16 protein-coding genes are annotated in these 18,277 nt (G+C 72.0%); 6 read left to right on the top strand and 10 right to left on the bottom strand.

Annotated elements, in window-relative coordinates; genetic code table 11:
• Position 1: 1 nt before the first annotated feature.
• The 7 genes from AC5L35_RS28065 to AC5L35_RS28035 all read right to left on the bottom strand — a co-directional run bounded on the left by AC5L35_RS28065 (position 2) and on the right by AC5L35_RS28035 (position 7,154).
• A complete protein-coding gene (locus AC5L35_RS28065; protein ID WP_495062709.1) occupies positions 2–1,468 on the bottom strand; it encodes an aldehyde dehydrogenase family protein in 1,467 nt (488 codons plus the stop codon).
• Complete coding sequence (locus AC5L35_RS28060; protein ID WP_495062708.1) at positions 1,465–2,490, bottom strand: LysR substrate-binding domain-containing protein; 1,026 nt, start codon at positions 2,488–2,490, stop codon at positions 1,465–1,467. Before AC5L35_RS28060 ends, AC5L35_RS28065 begins: the two co-directional genes overlap by 4 nt.
• Positions 2,491–2,558: 68 nt before the next feature.
• The gene (locus AC5L35_RS28055; protein ID WP_495062775.1) at positions 2,559–3,431 is read right to left on the bottom strand and encodes an alpha/beta fold hydrolase; all 873 of its coding nucleotides are present in this window, start codon (positions 3,429–3,431) and stop codon (positions 2,559–2,561) included.
• On the bottom strand, positions 3,431–4,504 hold the full coding sequence (locus tag AC5L35_RS28050; protein WP_495062707.1) for an amidohydrolase family protein: 1,074 nt from the start codon (positions 4,502–4,504) through the stop codon (positions 3,431–3,433). Before AC5L35_RS28050 ends, AC5L35_RS28055 begins: the two co-directional genes overlap by 1 nt.
• Positions 4,501–5,616 carry an amidohydrolase family protein gene (locus AC5L35_RS28045; RefSeq protein ID WP_495062706.1) on the bottom strand — a complete coding sequence of 372 codons (1,116 nt, stop codon included), beginning with the start codon at positions 5,614–5,616 and terminating at the stop codon, positions 4,501–4,503. Before AC5L35_RS28045 ends, AC5L35_RS28050 begins: the two co-directional genes overlap by 4 nt.
• The gene (locus AC5L35_RS28040; RefSeq protein WP_495062705.1) at positions 5,613–6,086 is read right to left on the bottom strand and encodes a Rieske (2Fe-2S) protein; all 474 of its coding nucleotides are present in this window, start codon (positions 6,084–6,086) and stop codon (positions 5,613–5,615) included. Before AC5L35_RS28040 ends, AC5L35_RS28045 begins: the two co-directional genes overlap by 4 nt.
• Positions 6,087–6,146: 60 nt before the next feature.
• Complete coding sequence (locus AC5L35_RS28035) at positions 6,147–7,154, bottom strand: LysR family transcriptional regulator (RefSeq protein WP_495062704.1); 1,008 nt, start codon at positions 7,152–7,154, stop codon at positions 6,147–6,149.
• A gap of 311 nt (positions 7,155–7,465) precedes the next feature.
• Here AC5L35_RS28035 and AC5L35_RS28030 point away from each other — a divergent pair, with 311 nt between their 5' ends.
• The 4 genes from AC5L35_RS28030 (at position 7,466) to AC5L35_RS28015 (ending at position 12,346) form a co-directional block, all read left to right on the top strand.
• Entirely contained in the window at positions 7,466–8,833 is a 1,368-nt protein-coding gene (locus AC5L35_RS28030; protein ID WP_495062703.1) for a Rieske 2Fe-2S domain-containing protein, read from the top strand.
• Between the two features lie 7 nt (positions 8,834–8,840).
• Positions 8,841–9,365 (top strand): VOC family protein, encoded by a 525-nt coding sequence (locus AC5L35_RS28025; RefSeq protein WP_495062702.1) that lies wholly within the window; start codon positions 8,841–8,843, stop codon positions 9,363–9,365.
• Positions 9,366–9,496: 131 nt separating this feature from the next.
• On the top strand, positions 9,497–11,110 hold the full coding sequence (locus AC5L35_RS28020) for an ABC transporter substrate-binding protein (protein WP_495062701.1): 1,614 nt from the start codon (positions 9,497–9,499) through the stop codon (positions 11,108–11,110).
• Between the two features lie 129 nt (positions 11,111–11,239).
• A complete protein-coding gene (locus tag AC5L35_RS28015; RefSeq protein ID WP_495062700.1) occupies positions 11,240–12,346 on the top strand; it encodes a cobalamin-independent methionine synthase II family protein in 1,107 nt (368 codons plus the stop codon).
• 54 nt (positions 12,347–12,400) lie between these two features.
• On the opposite strand, the gene AC5L35_RS28010 is transcribed toward AC5L35_RS28015, so the two are convergent.
• Entirely contained in the window at positions 12,401–13,912 is a 1,512-nt protein-coding gene (locus AC5L35_RS28010; RefSeq protein ID WP_495062699.1) for an MFS transporter, read from the bottom strand.
• A 70-nt stretch (positions 13,913–13,982) separates the two neighbouring features.
• Here AC5L35_RS28010 and AC5L35_RS28005 point away from each other — a divergent pair, with 70 nt between their 5' ends.
• A complete protein-coding gene (locus tag AC5L35_RS28005) occupies positions 13,983–14,570 on the top strand; it encodes a TetR/AcrR family transcriptional regulator (protein WP_495062698.1) in 588 nt (195 codons plus the stop codon).
• 1 nt (position 14,571) lies between these two features.
• Here AC5L35_RS28005 and AC5L35_RS28000 read toward each other — a convergent pair whose 3' ends face one another.
• Together AC5L35_RS28000 and AC5L35_RS27995 are read right to left on the bottom strand one after the other, a co-directional pair.
• Positions 14,572–15,495 carry an SMP-30/gluconolactonase/LRE family protein gene (locus AC5L35_RS28000; protein WP_495062697.1) on the bottom strand — a complete coding sequence of 308 codons (924 nt, stop codon included), beginning with the start codon at positions 15,493–15,495 and terminating at the stop codon, positions 14,572–14,574.
• A gap of 16 nt (positions 15,496–15,511) precedes the next feature.
• Positions 15,512–17,134, bottom strand: a complete 1,623-nt coding sequence (locus tag AC5L35_RS27995; protein ID WP_495062696.1) for an ABC transporter substrate-binding protein — start codon at positions 17,132–17,134, stop codon at positions 15,512–15,514.
• 298 nt (positions 17,135–17,432) lie between these two features.
• Here AC5L35_RS27995 and AC5L35_RS27990 point away from each other — a divergent pair, with 298 nt between their 5' ends.
• Positions 17,433–18,260, top strand: coding sequence for an LLM class F420-dependent oxidoreductase (locus AC5L35_RS27990; RefSeq protein WP_495062695.1), 828 nt, complete (start codon positions 17,433–17,435; stop codon positions 18,258–18,260).
• Positions 18,261–18,277 lie beyond the last annotated feature (17 nt).

Genomic DNA, 18,277 nt, shown 5'->3' with positions numbered 1-18,277 from the left:
GTCACCCGCTGGGGAACGCCACGGAGTGGGTGTCCATGAACTCGCGCAGGCCCTCGACGCCCATCTCGCGACCCATGCCGCTGCCCTTGAGCCCGCCGAACGGGGCCCGCTCGTCCAGCCACGGCGCCCCGTGCGCGTCGACGAACGTGTAGCCGCTGCGCAGGCGGGCGGCCACGCGGGCGGCCCGGTCCCGGTCGGGCGTCCACACCGAGGAGCAGAGCCCGGCCCACGTGTCGTTGGCGGCGGCGACCGCCTCGTCGTCGGTGTCGAACGGGATGATCGGCAGGGTCGGACCGAACTGCTCCTCGGTCACCACCCCGGCATCCCGCGGCGGCTCGAGCACCAGGCTCGGGCGCAGGAAGTGTCCGTCCGCCCAGCGGTCGTCGGGCCCGCTGCCGAACTCGCGCACCTCGGCTCCCGCCGCGCGGGCCTGCGCCACCAGGTCGGCCACGAAGTCGCGCTGGCGCGCCGTGTGCAGCGGTCCCATCGTGGTGGCCGGGTCGAGGCCGTGGCCGAGCACCTGACCGGCGAGCCGGGCCGACATGCCCTCCACGACCTCGGAGTAGCGCGACCGGTGCACGTACAGCCGCTTGATCGCCATGCAGATCTGCCCGGTCGAGGCGAAGGTGCCTGCCACCAGCCGGTCGAGCGCGGCGTCGTCCAGTACGGCGTCGTCGAGCACCAGCGCCGGGTCGTTGCCGCCCAGCTCAAGGGCCACGCGGGTGAGCGTCTCCGCCGCCATCGCCATGATCCGCCTGCCACCGGCGGGGCTGCCCGTGAAGCAGACCTTGGCGACGCGCTCGTCGCTCACCAGCGCCGTCCCGATCTCCGCGTCATCGCCCGTGACGACGTTGAGCACGCCGGGTGGCAGCGCCGCGGCCACCCGCTGCACCACCCGCGTCGTGGCGAGCGGGGCCGACGGCGGCGGCTTGACGACGACCGTGTTGCCCGCCAGCAGGGCCTGCGGCAGCGACGCGGCGAGGATGGCCAGCGGCCAGTTGAACGGCACGATGATCGTGACGACGCCGAGCGGGACGTAGCCGACCTGCGTGTCGTAGGGCGGGCCGATGAGCGTGGACGTGACGCCCACCTGGTCGACGCCGGCGACGGCCAGCTCCACGCGGTGGTCGAACACGATCAGGTCGATCGTGGACTCCTGCAGGATCTTCCCGTTCTCCCTGGTCAGGATCTCCGCGTCGGCGCCGCGGTGCTCCGCGAGCCCGGCGATCGCGGTGCGGAGCAGGTCGGCCCGCTCCCCCGCACTGCGGGCCGCCCACGCGGGGAAGGCCCGGTCCGCGGCGGCCACGGCGTCGAGCGCCTGGCTGCGGGTGGCGGCCGCGGCGTACCCCACCGTCGCCGACGGGTCGGCCGGGTCGGCCACGCGCAGCGTGCGCTCGGTGGCCACCGGCGCGCCGTCGACGTACAGGTCGGTCTGCACGTGGGCGGTCGGTTCGATCACCTGGGTCACGAGCTCCTCCGTTTCGACGCCGCGGGGCGCGACTCATGGCTGAGATGGGCAGGTCCGGCCGCGCGGAGCCCGGCACCGGGGTCGCGTGCGGCGCGGGCCGCGATCCCGCGGAACCAGCGGTGCGCGTCGTCCTCGTCGTGTCTCTCGTGCCACCACAGGGACTCGACGATCGGTGGCGGGTCGCCCGGGCACTCCAGTACGCGCAGATCGGGGCGGTCGGCGAACAGCGCGGCGAGGCGCCGTTGCATGACGGCGACCCGGTCGGTGCCCGCCACGAAGTACGGGGTGGCCTGGTAGCTGTCCACCCGGACCGCGACGCGCGGTCGCTCGTCCAGCCGGGCGATCAGCGGGGCGAGCGGGAAGGTCGCCGGGTACCCGCCGTCGGGATGGTGCGGGACGACCCACGGGAGCCGCTGGAGGTCGGCCAGCGCGAGGTGCGAACCGGCGCCCTCGAGCGCCGGGTTGTCGGCGGCGACCACGCACACCCAGCGGTCCCGGAAGAGCTCCATGCTGCGGATACCGGCGCCCCGCAGTGCGGCGCTGGGAGCGGACACGATCCCGTCGAGCACGCGCAGCGCGTCGAGGACGTCACCGGGAAGGGCCTGCTTCACGACCTGGACGTGCAGCCGTGCCCGCGGGGCCGCCGCGTACAGCTCGCGGGAGAACCGCTCGCCGAACGCCGCGAGCACGTAGTCCGGCACGAGCAGCGTGAACTCCCGGTCGGACTCCTCGGGGCAGAAGTCCGGGCTCGTGGCGAACAGCCGCTCCACGCTCGCGCACACCGGTTCCACCTGGTCGGCGATCTGCATCGCGAGCGGCGAGAGCACGTAGCCGCCGCGGGAGCGGACGAGCAGTTCGTCGCCGAAGTGCCGGCGCAGGCGCGAGAGCGCCGCACTCGCCGCCGACTGCGTGACCCCCACCCGCTGCGCCGCGCGCGTCACGTTCCGCTCGCGCATCAGCTCACGCAGGAACACCAGGAGGTTCAGGTCGAGGTTGGCCAGGGACACCGGTCCGCGCTTCACCGTCCGGCCTCCCTGCCCATGCCCTCATTAAGGGTGCGCCGGGGCGCCGGGTCAACGCGACGGATGACCTATGGGCACGGCGACCGGAGGAGGTCGCGCAGCGCGGCGGCCGTCTCGGCCGGGCGCTCTTCGGCGAGGTAGTGCCCGCAGTCCAGCGATCTTCCCGCCGCCGCAGGCGCCCACTGCCGCCACACGTCGAGCACGTCGGGCACCCGGCCGAGCGGGCCGCGGCGCCCCCAGAGCACGAGCGTCGGGCACGGTATCCGCCTGCGGCCCCGGTCGGCCTCGTCGTCGGCGACGTCGACGGTGGCGCCCGCCCGGTAGTCCTGGCACAGGGCGTGCACCACGTCGGGCCGGTGGAAGGCGACGCGGTAGGCCGCCAGCGCCTCCGGCGTGAAGACGCCGTCGGTGCCGCGGAGGAAGAACGCGTCCGGGTCCGCAGCGATGAGGCGTTCGGGCAGGTCGCCGGGCTGGGCGAGGAAGAACCAGTGCCACGCCGACCGCGCGAACGCCGCGTCCACACGGGCGAACACGTCCGCCGTCGGCAGGATGTCCAGCACGGCGAGCGCCGTCACGATCTCCGGGTGGTCCAGCGCGAGACGGTAGGCGCAGCGCGCGCCGCGGTCGTGCCCGGCCACGGCGAACTCCCCGAACCCCAGCGCGGCCATCACGGCCACCTGGTCGGCGGCCATGGCGCGCTTGCCGAAGGCCGCCGGGTCGCCTGCCGCGCCGGGCGGCGGGATGCTGTCGCCGTACCCGCGCAGGTCGGCCACCACCACCGTGTGCTCGCGGGCCAGCTCCGGAGCGACCAGGTGCCACATGGCCGAGGTCTGCGGGTATCCGTGCAGCAGCAGCACCGGCGGACCGCTCCCGGCCGTGCGTACGCGGATGCGGGCACCTGCCGGGGTGTCCACATCAGCCGTCGCGAACCCGTCGAGGATCACTGCCCCAGCCGGTACCAGTCGATCGCGTTGCCGCTCTGCACGCGCTCACGCTCCGGCCCGGTGAGCGCGGCCAGCAGCCGTTCGCCGCCGTCGCCGTGGTCGTGCGGGTGGTCGCTGGCGTGCAGGAGCATCGCGGCGGCGTCGAGCAGGTCCAGCACCTGCCGGACCTGCGCCGGGTCGCGCGGCAGGTGCGCCGGCGACGTGGTCAGCCGGATGTGGCGGCGCACCACCTCCGACGGGCGCCCGTCGAGCCACGGCACCTCCCGCCAGACGCCCTTCCAGTCCTTGTCGAAGCGCCACAGCAGCGTGGGCAGCCAGGAGAACCCGCACTCCGCCAGCACCACCCGCAGCTCCGGGAACCGGGTGAAGACGCCCTCGGTGACCAGGCTCGTCACCTGCGCCTGCACGATCAGCTGGGAGTTGCCCAGGTAGTCCTCGAGGTAGGTGTGGGTGATCCCGGTCGGGGTGGCCGCGTTGCCGATCCGGCCCCACGCGTGCAGGCCCACCACGAGGTCGTGGGCGGCCGCCGCCTGCAGCATCGGGTGGTGGCGCTTGTTGCCCCACGGGACGTCCGTGCGGACGGGCAGCAGCACCTGCACGATCCCGGGGTGCCCGCCGATCCGCTCGATCTCGGCCACCGCGGCCTCGGTGTCGAGCGTGGGCACCACCATGCTCGCCCGCAGCCGGTCGTCCCGGTCGAGCCACTCGGTGACCAGCCAGTCGTTGACCGCTCGGGTGAGCGCGGCCTCGTAGTACGGGTTGCGGTTGCAGTGGAACGACGTGGTGCAGTTCAGCACGGCGGTGCGCAGCCCGGCGGGGTCGAGTAGCCCGGTCCGCAGCTCGTCGACCGTCGTGGCCGGGAAGGCCCCGGCGGCTCGCGCCTCGGGCGTGGCGCTCGTCGGCGCCTGCGGCGGGTACGCCCCGCCCTGGGTGGGCGAGAGGAACACCCCGCCGTCCTGGATGTAGGTGCGCCAGTACGGCTCGAGGTAGGGCAGGAGATCGCCGAGCGTTGCGGGCGTGCAGTGCACGTCGGTGTCGACGACACCGGTCGTGGGGGGTGCCGCGGTCATCGTGCCCCCTCCGGCTCCGCCTCGGGCAGCCCGTAGAGCCTGCAGGCGTTCGCTCCCATGATCGTGGGCCGCAGCGCCGCCGGGAACAGCCGCGGGGCCTGCCGCGGCGAGTCGAAGTCCCAGTGCGGGTAGTCGGACGCGAACATGATCCGGTCGTTCATCCCGATGTGCGCCAGCGCGATCTCCAGGTGCGCGGGGTCGTCCGGCTCCTCGATGGGCTGCGTGGTGAACCAGATGTGCTCGCGGATGTACTCCGACGGCGGCCTGCGCAGGTGCGGCACGTCGGCGCGCAGCTGCTCCCAGGCGTCGTCGAGTGCCCACATCAGCGGCCCCGCCCAGGCGATCCCCCCTTCGACGCACGCCACCTGCAGCGACGGGAACCGTTCGAAGACCCCTTCGCTCAGCATGCTGATGATCAGCGCGGCCATCGTGTTGCCGTTCCACACGTGTTCCTCGAGGTAGAACGACGGCCACCCGGCCCCGCGGTGCTGCTCCAGGCCGCCGGTGTGCGCCGCGATCGGCAGCCCGGCCGCCGCGGCCGCTTCGTAGATCGGCCAGTACCGCCTGCGCCCGAACCCCAGCTCGCCGCCCGTCGACAGCAGCACCTGGACGAACCGCGGGTCGCGCGCGCGCAGCCCGATCTCCTCGGCCGCCAGGTCGGGCGCCTCGTGCGCGATGGCGATCGAGCTGCGCAGGCGCGGCTCGGCGGAGAGCCACTCGTCGGCCAGCCAGTCGTTGAGCGCGTGGCACAGCGCCGCCGCGTACTCCGGCTCCTCAACGCCCCAGCTGTGTCCCTGCAGCGGGATCAGGATCCCGTGGTCGATCCCGTACTCGTCGAGCAGTTGGTCGCGCACCATCTGCAGGTCGCCGCCCGGGAACCCACCTGGCGGCCACGAGTCGAGCCGGAAGCCCGAGTTGCGCACGCGCGGGTAGATCTCCGGCGGCCCCGGCACGCGGTTGGCGAACATGTCCCACCGATCCCGGTGCCGCTGCGCGAGCCGCTCGCGGATCTGCGGGGCCGGTGCGTGGGGATGGATGTCCGCGTCGACGATCGTGTGCCGGGCCCGGGCCGCCGTGCGGCCGGCCTGGGCGGGCAGTGCCGTGCTGGTCATCGCTCACCTCCGGGTACGCCCGCCGCCGGCGCGCGCGGGCTCGTGTCGACCACGACGTAGGCGTCCTCGACGTGCACCGGGAACGTCTCGGCGACGAAGGGACCGGGCAGGCGGCCGTTCACCGGCTCGGCCGTGGCGGCACCCGCCTCGACCGACACGTCGTAGGTGCGGGCCGGCGGTTCGCCCGGGCCGAGGAAGGACTGGCCGGTGGCCAGGTCGTACTCCCAGCCGTGCCACGGGCAGGCGACGAGCGCCTCCTGCTCCGCCATCGCGTAGTCACCGGGACCCGCCGACCGGACCCACGGCTTCGTGCGGCCGAGGCACAGCGGTCCGCCCTGGTGGGGGCAGTGGTTGTTCACGGCGTAGAAGCTGTCGCCCACCCGGAACACGCCGATCGACCGGCGGCCGGCCTGCACGATCCGGCGCTCCCCCGGCGGGAACTCGTCAAGGCGCGACACCACGATCTTCACGGATCCGACGTTAGGGACCGGAGCCGGGCAGGAGGAAACAGAAAATCGGCATGGGCGCCATCAACCGTGTCGATGCCGGCCGTCCGGCAGGTCGTCACTGCCACCGGCGGGCTGAGCCGGGACGGGCGCTCCGCCCTGCGCCGCGTCGAGCACGAGGCGGCGGAACCACCGGTGCCCGGCTTCCTCGTCGTGCCGTTCGTGCCACCACAGCCGGGCCTCGAGCGGGTCGAGCGGCGCCGGGCAGGCCAGTATCCGCAACGGCAGGTGCCGGGCGCACTCCCTGGCGAGCCGCTCCTGCATGAGGGCCACATGGTCGGTGGAGGCCAGGAGGTAGGGAACCGCGTGGAAGCTGTCCACCCGGATCGCCACCTGCGGCCGCACCCCGAGCCGCGCGAGCTGCCGGCTCACCGGCACGACGGACGGGAACTCGGCGTCGTCGTGGTACGGCACGACCCAGGTGGCCGTTGTCAGCTCGCCGAGGTCGGCGTACTCCTCACCGAACCGCCGGTTCCCGGCCGCCACGACGCACACCCAGCGGTCGGCCAGCAGCGGGGCGGAGCGGATCTCCGGGACGCGGAACCGACCGGTGGCCTGGGAGATCACGCAGTCGACCACGCGGATCGTCTGCGTGATGTTCGCGGCGAGCGACTCCCGCACGAGCACGACGTTCAGCCGGGTGTGCGGCGCATCCGCGTTCATCGCCGCGGCGAGTGGCTGCCCCAGCACCGCGACCGCGTAGTCCGACATCACGATCGTGAACTCGCGGCGCGAGGTGGCGGGGTCGAAGCGCGAGCCGGTGGCGAGCAGCCGCTCGACACCCTCACAGACGGCCTCGACCTGCTCGCCCAGCTGGAAGGCGAGCGCGGACAGCTCGTACTTCCCGCTCCGCCGGATCAGCAGGTCGTCGTCGAAGTACCGGCGCAGCCGCGCGAGCGCGGCGCTCACCGCAGGCTGGGACACCCCGACCCGCTCGGCGGCCCTCGTGACGTTGCGCTCCCGCAGGAGCTCGCGCAGGACGATGAGAAGGTTGAGGTCCAGACCGGCCAGACGCGACGTCGCGGACTTCACGGGTCCATCGAAGGACACCGGGGCGCCGATCACCAGCCCCCCGCATGCGGCGCCCGGCGGGCCCTCCCCGCGGATCCGCCATCAGCACCGCTGATGCCGCGACAGAAACAATCATTGTTTCCCCCCCGTCGGGCTGCGTGGCTAATCTCGCTGGGACGCCATCCACGGAAGCGGGCCGGCCCGACGTCGCAGGCACGCGGTGTGAATCCCGGTAGTCCGCGTCGCTCCGGGCGGTAGGCGGAAACGGCATCCGCGTACCCGGCCCTGCGCTCCCGCAGTGGTCCGGAAGGCGCGGAAAGGGAGGTCGGACGATGCTGTCCCAGCAGGACAACGAGATCCTCACCCGGGTCGGCCCGGGCAGCCCGGTCGGCGAGGTGCTGCGCCGGTACTGGACGCCCGCGCTGCTGTCGAGCGAGCTGCCCGCCCCGGACTGCGACCCGGTGCGGGTGCGGCTGCTCGGCGAGGACCTCGTCGCCTTCCGCGACACGAACGGCCGGGTCGGGCTGATCCAGGAGAACTGCCCGCACCGTGGCGCCTCCCTCTACTTCGGACGCAACGAGGAGTGCGGGCTGCGCTGCCCGTACCACGGCTGGAAGTTCGACGCCGACGGCGCGTGCGTCGACATGCCCAGTGAGCCGCCGAAGAGCGTGTTCAAGGACAAGGTGAAGGCCAGGGCCTACCCGGTGCACGAGTCCGGCGGGATCGCCTGGACCTACATGGGTCCGCCGGAGACCATCACGCCCTTCCGCGACTTCGGCACCGAGAGCCTGCCGGCGCAGAACCAGCTCGCCACGAAGCTGCAGTCGTACTGCAACTGGATCCAGACGATGGAGGGCAACGTCGACACCGCCCACATCTCGTGGCTGCACTCGTGGGACGGCGCCGCCGACATCGAGGACGACGGCACCGACAAGCCGGGATACCCGTCGAACAAGATGACCTGGAAGTTCTGGCAGCACGACCGCGCCCCGCAGCTCGAGATCGAGGACACCTGGTACGGCTTCCGCTACGCCGGCCTGCGCGAGACGCCCAACGGTCACACCAACGTCCGGATCACCGAGTACGTCTTCCCGTACAGCACGATCATCGCGGCGGTCCCCTACAGCACCCGCCACCTCATGGTGGTGCCGATCGACGACCACAACTGCTGGCGCTACAACTTCGAGGCCACGGTCCCGTCCAACCCGCAGGGCCACGGCGGCGCGCCGCTGTTCAGCTACGGCCCCTTCGAGACGCCGTTCACGCGCCGGGTCGGCGGCATCACGCCGCGGAACTACCTCGCCGAGGCCGACTACAACATCGACCGCGAGGTGCAGCGCACCACCACGTTCAGCGGGGTGAAGGACTTCGTGAGCCAGGACCTCATGGTCACCGAGTCGATGGGCCCGATCTACGACCGCTCCCAGGAGCGCCTCGGCACGATCGACAAGGCGATCATCCGGATGCGCAACCAGCTCATCCGCTCGGCGAAGGCCCTCGCCGACAACGGTGAGGCGCCGCTGCCCGCGCTGGCCGGGCCGGACACCGACTTCCGCACGATCCGCGCCGCCGACAAGATCCTCGAGGACGGTGAGGACTGGCGCTACCTGGGCACCGACGCCGACCCCGCGGTGCAGGAGGGCGAGGCGGCGCTGCGAGACGCCGGGACCCGGACGCCCCAGCCCGCCGCGGGCGACTGAGGCCGGGATGGGGATCAACCGGCTCAACCATGCTGTGGTGTTCGTGCGCGACGTCGACCGCAGCGTCGCGTTCTACCGGGACGTGCTGGGCTTCAGCGTCCAGATGGAACGGCCGGGCCAGGCCGCCTTCATGCAGGCACCCGACTCGACCAACGACCACGACATCGGCCTGTTCGCCATCGGCGAGGCGGCCGACAACCCGGCGGGACGCGGGGCCGTGGGGCTCTACCACCTCGGCTGGGAGATCGGCACGCTCGCCGAGCTCGAGGACGTCGCCCACCGCCTGCTGGCCGTCGACGCGTACGTCGGCGCCACCGATCACGGCACCACCAAGAGCATCTACGCCCGCGACCCCGACGGGCTGGAGTTCGAGGTCGCCTGGCTGGTGCCCGCCGAGCTGCTCGACGACGCGGCGTTCGAGGGGCGCACCCGCCGCGGCGTGCCGCTCGATCTGGAGAAGGAGAAGGCGAGGTACGGCGCCGGCACGCGGGGGGGTGTCGGCGTCTCCTCGCCGGCTGCCGCCCTGCCCTGAGCACCGCTCTGTCCTGAGCACGCGGCGAGATCGACACCAGCGGGGTTGCGCTCGACCCGAAGCCCACTGGTGTCGATCTCGCTCGTCCCGACACGGGACCTGGCTCGACCCCGGCTCGACGAGGAGGCGGAATGGTGCGGTTGTGGCTCCGTCGTGGGCGTCTCGTCGCCGCCCTGGTGGCGGTACTGGGCGTGGCGGCGATCTCCGCCGGTTGCGGGGCGGCGACCTCCGGGGCCACCCGGGCCGACATCCGCGCGGTCAACGCGTGGGGCGGTGATCTCGCGAGTGAAGGCGTCCCGAAGCCCGGTGGCACGCTCCGGCTGGGCATGGACCGGGAGATCGTCAGCTTCGACCCGGCGGTCCAGAACTCGAACATGGCCGAGTTCGCGGTCTACGACTCCCTGATGAAGCTGACGCCGGACGGCACGGCACAGCCCTACCTCGCGCAGTCGATGGACAGCCCTGACGGCGGACTCACCTGGCGGATGGGGCTGCGGCCCGGGGTGCGGTTCAGCGACGGCACCCCGCTCGACGCCGACGCCGTGCTGGTCAACGTGCAGCGCCACATCGACAAGGCCGCCTCCCCCGCGCACCCGTACGCGGAGCAGATCGCCTCGATGCGCGCGGTCGACCCGCTGACGGTCGAGTTCACGCTGAAGAGCCCGCTGGGCTCGTTCCCGGTGGTGTTCGCCCAGTCGATCACCTACGGCAGCCTCGGGGTGATCATCTCCCCGGCCGCGCTGGCGCAGTACGGCGACGACATCGGCCGCCACCCGGTCGGAGCCGGCCCGTTCCGGTTCGTCGAGTGGATCCCGGACTCGCGCCTCGTCCTGGAGCGCAACCCGGACTACTGGCAGCCCGGCAAGCCCTACCTCGACCGGCTGGAGTTCCGCCCGCTGCCGGACACCGAGTCGCGCTACGCGTCGATCCAGAACGGTGACGTGGACCTGATCTTCGCGGCCTACAACCAGGAGCTCGTGCGCGCTGCCGGGGACCCCGGCCTCACCGTCTACTACGGGCCGGGGAACGCGGGCGAGTACCTCTACTTCAACTTCGCCCGCAAGCCGTTCGACGACCGGCGCATGCGCGAGGCGGTGGTCCGCGCGCTCGACATGAAGGCGCTGAGCGCCAGCCTCTACAACAACCAGATCGTCTCCGCCACGAGTCTCTTCGACACCGACAGCCCCAACCACACCGAGGCCGCGTCGCAGGAGTGGCCCGCCTACGACCCGGAACGCGCCAACCAGCTCATCGCGGACTACCGCGCGAGCGGCGGCAACCCCGACTTCACGCTCAAGACGACCACCGCGCGCACCCAGTTCGGGGAGTTCCTGCAGGCGCAGATGGCCGCCGTCGGCATCACGGTGAAGCTGCAGTTCTACGACCTGGCCCAGTACTCGTCGCAGGTCGTGCAGAGCGGGGACTTCGACCTCACCACCACGGTGAGCGCGTTCGACGCGCCCTTCCCCGGTGCCTCCCGGCTCGTGCGGACCGGCGGCAACACCAACTACGGGAAGTACTCCAACCCCGAGGTCGACGCCTTGCTCGCCACCGCCGCGAGCACCAGCGACGAGGCGGAACGGACCAGGGCGTACCAGCAGGTGGAGCTGCAGGTGAACCGCGACCTGGTGGCCTGCTGGCTCAGCCGCAGCTATCTGGCGACCATCGCGAAGCCGCAGGTGAAGGGCCTCGACCGCTACACCTCCAGGGACATGTTCTACGCCTCGATGTGGCTCGACCGGTGACGGGCGCCGGATCTCCGCGCGACCCCTGACGCAGAGCGGCGGGCGCACGTGACGTATCTCCATCGCCCGTGCGCTCCACCCGATCACTGGCTAGCGTCGGATCCGGAGACCGACTGAGGAGTTGATGTCGTGGCGGACGGTTCCGATCCCCTCCGGGCCGAGGTCGTCGGGTCCCTGCTCCGCCCGCGTCATCTGGTCGACGCCCGGCGTGCCGTCCAGCAGCAGACGATCAGCGCCGCGGAGTTCAAGGAGATCGAGGACCGCGCGGTCGACCAGGCCATCGCGCTGCAGGAGGGCGCGGGGCTCCGCGCGCTGACCGACGGCGAGATGCGGCGCAGGATCTTCACCGGCCCGCTCACCGAGTCCGTCGAGGGCCTCGAGAACGTCCCGGGCGTCAAGCGCATCTGGTACACCGACGACGGCCCGATCGAGGAGGACCTCCCGCTCGTCGTCACCGGCACGCTGCGCCTGGGCCGCTCGTCGGTGACCGAGGAGTTCAGCTATGCACGCGCCCGCGCGCGACGCCGCCTCAAGGTGACGCTGCCCAGCCCGTTGATGATGCTCATGCGCTGGTCCCCGCAACACTCCACCGCCGCCTACTCGGACGTGTTCGCGATGGCGGCGGACGCCGCCGACATCATCCGCACCGAGGTGCGCGAGCTCGCCCGGCTGGGCTGCACCTACGTGCAGATCGACGCCCCCGAGATCGCCACGCTGGTGCAGCACGAGACCCGGGAGTGGTACGAGGACCAGGGCATCTCGGTGGCCCGCATCCTGACCGAGGGGCTCGACCTGATCAACTCGGTGACCGACGTCCCGGGCGTCGCCTTCGGCATCCGCCTCTGCCGGGGCAACCGCAACGGGCGCTGGATGGCGGCGGGCGGGTACGACGCCGTCGCCGAAGCGCTGTTCCGGCGCTGCTCCGGGTTCGACCGGTTCCTGCTGGAGTACGACGACGAGCGGTCGGGCTCCTTCGAGCCGCTGGCGGCCGCGCCGGCGGGCAAGACCGTCGTGCTCGGCCTCGTCTCCACCAAGCGCGCACGGGTGGAGCCGGTCGGGGAGATCGTCGAGCGGATCCGGGAGGCAGCCGCCTACCTCCCCCTCGACCGGCTCGCCGTGTCCACGCAGTGCGGGTTCGCCTCCGTGGTCGACACGCACCCCGTGCTCACCGAGGACGTCCAGGCCGCGAAGCTGGAACTGGTGGTGCGGGCGGCCGAGCAGGTGTGGAAGGACTGACCGCCCAGGCGGTGTGGTTCAGGGCGAGGCCGGTCCCGCTCGGCGGCGGGCCCGTCAGACCTGCGCCGGCGCTTCGACCGGACGCACACTCCAGAGCCGGGCCGTGACCACGACGGCCGCGACGGTCAGCAGCGTTGCGGCCAGCATCGCCGCGGTGGTGAAACCGGAGACGAACGCCTCGCCGGCGATCACCAGTACGGGCGCGGGGTCCGGTAGCTGCCTCGCCACGGCCACCGCGCCGCCGAGGGTTCCGGTCGCCGCCTCCACCACGTCCGGCGGGAGCGCAGCGGGGAGAGCGCCCGTGATCTCGTCGCGGTAGACGGCGGTGGCGACGGTGCCGAGCAGGGCGATGCCCACCGCTCCGCCGAACTCCGCTCCCGTCTCACCGACGGCGGCGGCCGCCCCGGCCCGCTCCGGCGGCGCGGTCGTCACGATCAGGTCGATGGCCAGTGGCGCGACCATCCCGGTGCCGAAGGTGAGCACCGTGTACGCGGACATCACCGCGAGCACCGACGACTCGGTGCCGACCATGCCGACCAGCGCGAACCCGGCGGCCGCCACTGCGGTTCCCGCGCCGACGACGACCGCGGGGCGCACGGTGCGCACGAGGACGGTGGCCAGCCCGATGCCGATCACGGTGCCCGCGATGGTCGGCAGCATCCACAGTGCGGCGACGAACGGGCGGAGCCCCAGCACCAGCTGCAGGAACTGGACGGCGAGGTACCCCATCCCGGCACTGGCGAGGACGATCATCGTCTGGGCACCGAGAGCGGCGCCGAAGCCGCGGCTGCGCAGGAGCCGGATGTCGATCATCGGATCGGCCAGCCGGAGCTGCCTGCTGACGAACAGCACGGCGAACCCGCAGCCGCAGAGCACGGCCAGCACCGGGACCACCCCGAGCGCGTGTGCCGCCGCCTCCTTCACCCCGTAGACCACGGGGAGCACGGCCGCCAGCGAGAGCAGCGCGGAGAGCACGTCGAACCCACCGGGACACGGGTCACACGACTCCGGCAACAGCACCGGCCCCACCGCGAGGAGCAGCAGCATGACGGGCACGTTGATCAGGAACACCGAGCCCCACCAGAACTGTTCGAGCAGCAGCCCACCCACGATGGGGCCGATGGCGACCCCACCGGTGAACGCTCCCGTCCAGATGCCGATCGCGGCACGACGGCTCCGGTCCTCCGGGAACATCGAGCGGATCAGCGCCAGAGTGGACGGGGCGAGCACCGCGCCACCGACGCCGAGCAGCGCACGCGCCGCGATCAGCATCTCGGGCGTGGACGCGTACGCGGCAAGGACGGACGCCCCACCGAACGCCCCCGCGCCGAGCAGCAACAGCCGGCGCCGCCCGATCCGGTCGCCCAGCGAGCCCATCGTGATCAGGAGCCCGGCGATGAGGAACCCGTAGACATCCATGATCCACAGCAGCTGGGTGCCGCTGGGGGCGAGGTCGGCGCTGAGCCAGGGCGCCGCCATGAACAGCACGGACAGGTCCATGGAGGCGAGCAGGGCGGGCAGCACCAGGACGGCGAGCCCGAGCCAGGCCCGGCGGGCGTCGTTCATGCGGGCGATCATACGTACGTATAAGACGTGTGTATAGAACGCACGTCCGTCCAGGGCCTACGATCGCGCCATGGGACACCGCGAGGACCTGCTCGCCGGCGCGAAGCGCTGCCTCGCCGAGAAAGGCTTCGCCGCCACCACGGCGCGCGACATCGTGGCCGCCTCCGGCACCAACCTGGCGTCGATCGGCTACCACTTCGGGTCGAAGGACGCCCTGCTCAACGCGGCGATCATCGACTCGTTCGACGACTGGGACGACGAGATCGCGCACGCCCTCCGGTCCGGCACGCGGAGCGACCCCGTCGACCGTCTGGAGGCGTTCCTCGACGGAGTCGTGGCCGCGCTGACCAGGGACCGGCCCACGGCGGTCGCGAGCGTGCAGGCCTATGCGCGCGCCGAGCACACACCGGCGCTGCGGGACCAGATCGCCGGTGCCTACGAGCGCGGCCGCCGCTCGGTCGCCGCACTGATCCTCGACGTCACCGAGGACGAGGTCGACGAACGGACGGCGCTACAGCTCGGCTCGCTGGCCCTCGCCCTGGTCAACGGGGTGGTGCTGCAGACATTGCTCGACCCGGAGCGCGCGCCGGCCGGCCGCGACCTCGCCGCCGCCCTCCGCGCCCTCCGACCCCAGTCGGCGCAGGCGGGGAAGGACTGAGTCAGGCGGTGTGGTTCAGGGCGAGGCCGGGCCGCGGCCACGGTGTCGAGTAGAGGATCCCGTGGCCCGATGACGTGATGTAGGCCGTGCGCAGATCCGGGCCGCCGAAGCAGATGTTGGTGACGAAGACGTCGTCCTCGGGCACCGGCACCGTCTCGAGCAGCACACCCTCCGGCGAGACGACGCTGACGCAGTTCGCGTAGAGGGTCGCGACGCAGACGTTGCCCTCGGCGTCGACGGCCAGCGAGTCCAGCCCGAGCATGCCGGGGAACGCGTGCAGCAGCGTGCCGCCGTGCCGCGCCCCGGAGTCCCGATCCGGCCGCACCCGGCCCGGCTCGTCCACCTCCCAGCACCAGAGCCGGCCCGTGAACGTCTCGGCGACGTAGACCCGCGAGCCGTCCGGGGACAGCCCGACCCCGTTGGGGGCGTTGAGCGGGTGGACGACCTCGACGATGCGGGCGCCGTCGGCCGTGGCGTAGTAGAGGCCGCCGAGGTCGGTATCCCGCTCCCGGGTCTTGCCCATGTCGGTGAACCAGAAGCCGCCGTGGCCGTCGAAGACGAGGTCGTTGGGTCCGCGCAGCCCCCGGCCGTCGACGTGGGTGTAGAGGTCGCTGACCTCCCCGTCGAGGGTGACGCGCTGGATGCGGCCGCCGATGTAGTCGGCCGGCTGTGGGCCCGGCGCCGTCAACCCGTTGCGGACCGACCAGGAGAACCCGCCGTTGTTGCACACGTAAACCGCGCCGTCGGGGCCGATCGCGGCGCCGTTCGGGCCACCACCGGTGGCGGCGACCACCGACGTCGACCCGTCGGCGCCGACCCGGGTGAGCGTGCCGCGCTTGATCTCGACGAGCAGCACCGACCCGTCGTCGAGCGCGACCGGGCCCTCCGGGAACTCGAGTCCCCCGGCCATCTTTGTGAGTGTCATTCCCGTCTCCTGCCTGTCACTGCGTGCGGTCGAGCCACGTGCCGGCCACGAAGAGGTCCCGGGTGATGTACCGGTCGATCCCCTTCACCTCCGGCTTCGTGATGGTCGAGAGGTAGCTGCGGCTCAGCCACTGCACGGCGACGTCCTGGTTGAGCAGCAGCTCGATCTGCTGGTAGTCCGCCGTGCGCCGCGCGGTGTCACCGGTGGCGCTCGCATCCAGCACCAGCTGGTCGACCTGCGGGTTCTGGTACTTGCCGAAGTTGGACGAGCCGCCCGTCGTGTACACGCGGCTGATCCCGGGGAAGGGGTAGTCGAACGCCGCGATCTGGCTCGCCATGTCGAAGTCGCCGCCCTGCAGGACGCGGCCCGCGTACTCGGCGAGGTCGAAGTAGCGCACGTCGACCTTGACGCCCACCGCGGCCATCGAGGCCTGCACGAACTCCCCGAGCGGCACGGAGCTGCGGTCGGTGGTGTAGACGAAGTCGGGGTTGCCGCCCGCGGCCCGGTAGGTGTCCACCAGCTGTTTCGCGCGGGCGACGTCGTACGTCGGCCACGCGTCGGTGGCCTGCTGCGTGTGGAACGGGCTGTTCTCGTCGAACAGGCTCTGCGCCCTGATCAGCTGGTTGCTGAAGAAGGCGGCGCCGAGCGCGTTCGGATCCATGGCGGCCACGGCGGCCTCGCGCATCCGCCTGTCGTCGAAGGGCGCCCGGGTGAAGTTGAAGTAGTTGAGGACGCCGCCGTTGCCCGGTCCGAAGTAGACACGCAGGTTCGGGTTGGCGGACGCCCGCACGAGCTCGGTGTTGAAGCCGCCGTTGATCGCGTCGACATCGCCGTTGGCCATGGTGGCGTAGCGGCTCTCGGTGTCGGGCAGCGGCCGGATCTCCACACCGTCGAGGTAGGGCATCCCCTGCTGCCAGTAGCCCGGGTTGCGCACCAGCTCCATCTTGTTGTCGCGCACCCAGCCGGCGAGCGTGAAGGGACCGGCCCCGACCGGGTGGCTCCCGATGTCGTCGCCGTACTGCGCCAGCGCGGCGGGCGAGACGATCATGCCGAGCGTGCCCAGCGACATGGGCTGGGCGAAGACCACCGGGAAGTCGCCCATCGGTCCGTCGAGGACGAACTCCACCGTGAGGGGGTCGAGCGCGCGCATGGAGCTGATCCGCAACGCGAACGCGTGGGCGGGTGAGGCAGCCTTGTCGATGTGGCGCTGGGAGTTGACGATCACCGCGTCCGCGTCGAGGGGCGTGCCGTCGGAGAATCGCACTCCGTCGCGCAGGCCCAGCCGCCACGTCACGCCGCCGTCTGGGCTCGTCATCGACGCGGCGAGGTACGGCTCCGCCGTGCCGTCGGCCGTCAGCTTGAGCAGCGAGTCGTAGACCATCGTCGCGGCGAGGTTGGTGTTCTGCCGCGTCGGGTCGAAACTGATGATCTCCCGGTCGTTGCCGATGACGAGGGTGCCGCCGCGCTCGGGCGCGCCCTCCGCGTTCCGGTCTCCGCCGTAGGGGTCGAGTGTCCGGAGCGTCAGCGCAGCACCGGGGCCGGTGGCCACCATCTGACCGCAGCCCGCCAGCAGCGCCGCGCACAGCAACACGGCGATGCCGACGACGCTCGTGCGGGCAGGGCGAAAGGACAACCGCATCGATCACTCCTCATCGAGTCGGCGGCGACCGGCCGACGGGCGGCCACCGCCCGGATGCCCGAGGAGTTCGAGGTGTAGCCCGCATCACAATGCTCGGGCAGGCAGGCGGCCCGGACCCAGCATCTGCGTGCACGATGCCGTGCCGATTCGTGCGGGCGGACGTCCCGCGACCGCCCGCACGGATCATCGGGTGGCGGTGCCACCGATCACGTCCACGACTCCGGCCGGGCCGAGGGAGTAGATGTGGGATAGCCGTCGGCGAGAGCGGACCGGCCGGCGCCCGACCGGAAGGATCAGCATGAAGTTCGGGATCGGATGCTTCGTCACGGATGAAGGCATCGCACCGGGCGCTCTGGGTCGAGCGGTCGAGGAGCGCGGCTTCGACTCGCTGTTCGTGGCCGAGCACAGCCACATCCCGGCCTCGCGGCGCACTCCCTACCCGCAGGGTGGTGAGCTGCCGAGGGTCTACTACCGCGCCCTGGACCCCTTCGTCGCCCTGACCGCGGCAGCAGCGACCACCTCGCAGCTGGTGGTGGGCACGGGAATCGCCCTGTTGGCCCAGCGCGACCCGATCAGCACGGCGAAGGAGGTCGCCTCCCTCGACCTGGTCTCCGGCGGTCGCTTCGCCTTCGGTGTGGGCGTGGGCTGGAACCGCGAGGAGATGGAGAACCACGGAACCGACCCCACCACCCGCGGCCGCCGCATGGACGAACACCTCGAGGCCATGCGCAGCATCTGGGCCGATGACCAGGCCGAGTTCCACGGCGAGTTCGTGAACTTCGACCCGATCTACTCCTGGCCCAAGCCCGTCCAGAAGCCCCATCCCCCGATCTACGTCGGTGGCGGTGAGGCCAACTTCGCTCGTATCGCCCGGTTCGGCGCCCGGTGGCTCCCCAACGCGCCGTCGGCGGACGCTCTCGCGCCACAGCTCGCGAAGCTCCACGACGTCGCCGGGGCCGACGTCGTGGTCTCGGCCACCCACATCGGCCCGCACGAGCCGGAGAAGCTCGCCGGCTACGAGGAACTGGGGCTCGAACGCGTGACGCTGAACATCCGGACGGCATCCGAGGCGGAGACCCTGGAGCAGCTGGACCAGATCGCCCAACTGGTCGCGAAGGTCGGGTAGCGGGAGCGACTCCGGGC

The sequence above is a fragment of the Pseudonocardia sp. OZ21 genome (genome assembly GCF_059359135.1).
The sequence above is the reverse complement of the archived record's forward strand: the minus strand, read 5'-3'. Positions and strand labels throughout refer to the sequence as shown.

What these genes read in the sequence shown, in the direction of transcription:
- AC5L35_RS28050 (WP_495062707.1), bottom strand. Translation starts at nt 4,504, where the DNA reads ATGACCGCGGCACCCCCCACGACCGGTGTCGTCGACACCGACGTGCAC.
- AC5L35_RS28045 (WP_495062706.1), bottom strand. Translation starts at nt 5,616, where the DNA reads ATGACCAGCACGGCACTGCCCGCCCAGGCCGGCCGCACGGCGGCCCGG.
- AC5L35_RS28030 (WP_495062703.1), top strand. Translation starts at nt 7,466, where the DNA reads ATGCTGTCCCAGCAGGACAACGAGATCCTCACCCGGGTCGGCCCGGGC.
- AC5L35_RS28025 (WP_495062702.1), top strand. Translation starts at nt 8,841, where the DNA reads ATGGGGATCAACCGGCTCAACCATGCTGTGGTGTTCGTGCGCGACGTC.
- AC5L35_RS28020 (WP_495062701.1), top strand. Translation starts at nt 9,497, where the DNA reads ATGGTGCGGTTGTGGCTCCGTCGTGGGCGTCTCGTCGCCGCCCTGGTG.
- AC5L35_RS28010 (WP_495062699.1), bottom strand. Translation starts at nt 13,912, where the DNA reads ATGAACGACGCCCGCCGGGCCTGGCTCGGGCTCGCCGTCCTGGTGCTG.
- AC5L35_RS28005 (WP_495062698.1), top strand. Translation starts at nt 13,983, where the DNA reads ATGGGACACCGCGAGGACCTGCTCGCCGGCGCGAAGCGCTGCCTCGCC.
- AC5L35_RS28000 (WP_495062697.1), bottom strand. Translation starts at nt 15,495, where the DNA reads ATGACACTCACAAAGATGGCCGGGGGACTCGAGTTCCCGGAGGGCCCG.
- AC5L35_RS27995 (WP_495062696.1), bottom strand. Translation starts at nt 17,134, where the DNA reads ATGCGGTTGTCCTTTCGCCCTGCCCGCACGAGCGTCGTCGGCATCGCC.
- AC5L35_RS27990 (WP_495062695.1), top strand. Translation starts at nt 17,433, where the DNA reads ATGAAGTTCGGGATCGGATGCTTCGTCACGGATGAAGGCATCGCACCG.